The sequence below is a fragment of the Streptomyces nanshensis genome, assembly GCF_001751255.1.
Taxonomy (GTDB): Bacteria; Actinomycetota; Actinomycetes; order Streptomycetales; family Streptomycetaceae; genus Streptomyces; species Streptomyces nanshensis_A.
In genome coordinates, this window is sequence record NZ_LJGW01000644.1 from 1 (window position 1) to 4,237 (window position 4,237).

Consider the following 4,237-nt stretch of genomic DNA (forward strand, 5'->3'; position numbering starts at 1 on the left):
CGCCGCAGGGACGAGAGGGCCGCGGACTCCCCTACGGCACCGCGCCGTTCGCCCCGCGCGGCGCACCCCGCACGGGACGCGACGACCCGCGCCGCCGAGGCCGACGGGACGAACGCCCGCGTATGGGACACCGCCTGAGCGCGGCCGTCCGCGGGGCCTCCCGCCTGCGACGCGAGGGGCCGCGGGGACGAATCGCCACCTCTCGCCACCAACCCCTCCCCCACCCCCACAGACTCTTGTCACAGGCTGCGCTCATGCTGGCGTTCCCCGCCCGTTTGCGCTGGACTACGGAACGACCGCCCATGACTTCGGCGCCCCGTCCGGCGCCGGCCCGTGCGTGAAGCACTCGTCCCGTGACCCGCGATCCCGCAGCGGCCACGGAGGCCGCGAACCGCCGGGAGACGATCAGGGGGATACGGATGGATTGCGTACGCCTGACAGATGCCGAACTGCTCCGTCTCATACGGGAAGGGGGAGAGCCCTACTTCTCAGCGCTGCACGAGCTGGAACAACGACACTTCCACCCCGTACGGAGCTTCGCGTCCGCCTGCGCCGTCCACGCGACGGCCGCCGACGACATGGCGTACGAGGCGTGGCAGGAGGCCCTGCGGCAGCGGGTGAACGGCAGCGTGACCGGCGCCGTACGCCCCTGCGTGCTCTCCTCGGTGCTGCGCACCGCCTCCGCCTGGGTGCGCGGCTCCCAACGTCCCCTGGTGAACCGGCGGTTGGCCGACTGGATCGACGCCAACGGCCCGGTGATGCTGCTGAACACCGCGACCGCCGGATTCCGGCGCCCCTCGCTGGTGGCCCGCGCGTACGCGAACCTGTCGTACCGCAGCCAGACGATCGTGTGGCACCGGGCGGTCGAGCACGAAGGCAGCGCGCTCACCGGCCGGTTGACCGGTGTGAACCCGGCCGAGGTGCCGGAGATGACCGGTCCCGCGCAGGGCGAGCTGTACTACAGCTACATCCAGGTCCTCCAGGACGCGATCCCGTACGAGTGCCGTCCGTACCACCAGTTGCTGCTCGCGTACGTCGACGGGCACTCCGGTGAGACCTCCACCGCACTGACCCCGCATCTGGAGCAGTGCCGCCGCTGCGCCCAGGCCGTCTCCGACCTCGGGCGGCTGCGGCACGACTGCGGCGCGCTGCTGGCGGAGTCGCTGCTGCCGTGGGGCGGGGCGGAGTACGCCGCCGGTCTGATCACCGCGGACAGCACCGAGGACCGGACCACACAGCAGTTCTTCATGCCGGGGACGCCGGGCAGTCCGGGACCGGCCGCGCCGCCGGCGCAGAGTGCGCCCTTCCCCGCCGTGCCGGGGATGCCGGGGATGCCCGGCGCACCGGGTGAGACACCCGGAACGCCGCATCCCGCGCAGCTCTTCCCCTCGCCGCCGCACGGACCCGCGCCCGCGCAGCCCGCACTTCCGGCGCTGCCCGCCGCCTTCCAGCCCGCCGGGGTCGAGCCCGGCGGATTCGAGCCCGCCGTCTTCCGGCCGGAGAGCCCCCTGCCCGCCTTCCCCACCGCGAGCAGGAGCGTCGCCGGTCCGGCGATGGCCGGCAAGGGACGCCACGCGGCGGCGGACGTCGACGGCAACGGCCTGCCGGGCAAGGGCAGAAGACGCACCGACCTGGTCGTGAAGAGTGCGGCGGTCGCCGGCGTCTGCGCCGTCGCCGCCGCTTTCGCCGTCGTGGGGCCCTTCGACGACGACGACACCGAGCCGCAGGCCCAGAAGCAGGGCAAGCAGCAGGGCGAGGCACCGGCGGCGACGCCCAAGGTCGCGCCGACGTCCAGCTCGCCGAGCCCCACGAAGTCGGACAAGGCCACGGCACGGCCCAAGCCGACGGCCACCAAGACCCGTCCCGAGCCGAAGCCGACGCCGACCCGTACGGCCCGGCCGTCCGTCAAGGGCGCGAGCGTCGCATGGCTCTTCAACGACGTGGACGGCGACGGCGTGACGCCCGACAGCTCGTCCAACAACCGGGCCGGCACGCTCTTCGGCGCCTCCCGGCCGACCCCCACCAAGGGCGGCGGACTCGCCTTCGACGGGCAGCAGTTCGTGGCGTCGAGCGGACCGCTGATCAACACCAGCGGCAGCTTCTCCGTCTCGGCACGCGTGAAACTGAACCGTACGGACGTCTCGCAGACGGTCGTGAGCCAGGACGCCTCGGACTCCAGCGGCTTCTCCCTCCAGTACGACGCGGACGAGAAGCGGTGGGAGATGCGGATGCCGACGTCCGAGTCGGACCCGGCGGACGCCGACGGCGACGAGGCCGTCTCGGTCTTCCAGCCCAGGGCCGGCCAGTGGACGCAGCTCACCGGCGTCTACGACGACGAGAACGACCAGCTCCGGCTGTACGTCGACGGCCGGCTCAACTCGACGGCCGAGCACGAGGACGACTTCGAGTCGGACGGCATCTTCGCGGTGGGCCGCGGACTGTCGGACAACAAGTTCTTCCAGGGGCTCCAGGGAACGGTCGACGAGGTACGGGCCTTCGACCGTGCGCTGTCGACGGCCGAGGCGAGGACGCTGGCGCGCAAGTCCTGACGTACGTCCTGGACGGCTTTGCCCCCCTTCGAGTGGCGTGGCCGAAGGACCTCTCGTCACGCTCCGCTCACATCGCTAGCCTCCGGGGAACGCTGCGTCATGCAGCCGACGACGACCGGGGGTTGACGATGGGGAAGCACCGAGGGAAGCAGGATCCGGCCGAGAGCGACGGCCACAAGCCGGAGAAGCCCATTCCGCCGCCGCCTCCGCCGAAGAAGGACTGAGCCGTGCACGGCCCCGCACAGCTCGCCGCGGACCTCTTCGCCGCCGGGCATCTCGACGACGCCTGGCGGGAGGTCTTCCGGCAGGTGCGACGGGAGGACTTCATCCCCTCGCGGATCTGGATCCGCGAGGGGCAGGGCTATCGGCCCCTCGTCCGTGAGGAAGAGCCGCAGCGGTGGCTGGAGTCGGTGTATTCGGACACGGCGCTCGTCACACAGGTCGAGGACGGGACCGCCCGTGACGGCGAGGACGACGAGGGCGGCGAGGACGAGCCCGGGAGCGGCGGCGAGGGGGCCGACAGCCCGTCCGTGCCCACGAGTTCGTCGAGCATGCCGTGTCTGGTCGCCGGGATGCTCACCGCACTCGGAGCCGAGGAGGGGCACCGGGTCCTGGAGGCCGGAACGGGCACCGGCTTCAACGCGGCCCTGCTCGCCTGCCGCCTCGGCGACGGCAACGTCACCACGGTCGAGGTCGATCCCGTCCTCGCCGACGCCGCCCGTACGGCGCTGGAGCGCGCGGGCCGCGCCCCGCTCGTCGTCACCGGCGACGCGGGAGCCGGACACCCGCAGGGCGCTCCGTACGACAGGGTGATCGTCACCTACGCCGTGCACCGCATCCCGCGCGGCCTCGTCCAACAGACCGCGCCGGGCGGGGTGTTGCTGCTGCCGTGGGGCACGGGCCTCTACAACGGCGTCCTGGTACGGCTCACGGCCGAGGCGGAGGGTCCGCGGGGCCCGGACGGTGAACGTGCCGCGAGCGGCCCGGTCGTCGGCGACTGCGCCTTCATGTGGGACCGCGCCCAGGCCCCGCGGCGCGATCTGATGGCCGCCGTCCGGCACGGTGACGAGGCGGCACAAAGCCGCACCGGCCTCGACCCCCGGCTCGTACTAGGCGACGACGACGCCGCGTTCACCGCCGGTGTGCTGGTGCCGGACTGCCGCCAGGCCGTCGGCCACGGCTCGGACGGCGAGTGGACGCTGTGGCTCACCGACGCCGCCCGGGGCTCATGGGCCTCCGTCGACTTCGCCCCGGACGCGCGCGCGTACGACGTCCGGCAGTACGGGCCACGGCAGTTGTGGGACGAGGTCGCCGCGGCGTACACGTGGTGGCGCGAGGCCGGATCTCCCCCGCGCACCCGCTTCGGCCTCACCACGGGACCCGAGGGCCAGTACGTCTGGCTCGACGCCCCGGGCAACCCGGTGCCGGACGGGCGGCCCGCGGGCGTCTGAAGAGGGCGCGGGAGACGGCGTGAACTCCCCGCCGGGGACTGGCACTTCGCGGCACGTAACGGAGGGGACGGACGGGACGGACCCGGGCCGCCTCCGGTCGGGGCGGACGGAAGGCGGCCCGGGCGGCTTCGGTTCCGGCTACGGCTACGGCTACGCGTCGTCGCCGGAGTTCTCGACGGAGTAGGCGTGTGCGCCGGCGCCAGCGAGGCCGGTGCCGTCGGTGATCAGGTACTCCTC

General features: G+C 73.2%; 2 protein-coding genes. Both read left to right on the plus strand.

Annotation, left to right across the window (positions count from 1 at the left end; genetic code table 11):
- Window positions 1-353: 353 nt before the first annotated feature.
- Window positions 354-2,549 (plus strand): LamG domain-containing protein, encoded by a 2,196-nt coding sequence (locus tag AN218_RS30760; protein ID WP_070020319.1) that lies wholly within the window; start codon window positions 354-356, stop codon window positions 2,547-2,549.
- A gap of 227 nt (window positions 2,550-2,776) precedes the next feature.
- Window positions 2,777-4,000: a methyltransferase domain-containing protein gene (locus AN218_RS30765; protein ID WP_070020320.1), complete on the plus strand. Its 1,224-nt coding sequence runs from the start codon at window positions 2,777-2,779 to the stop codon at window positions 3,998-4,000.
- Window positions 4,001-4,237: the final 237 nt, after the last annotated feature.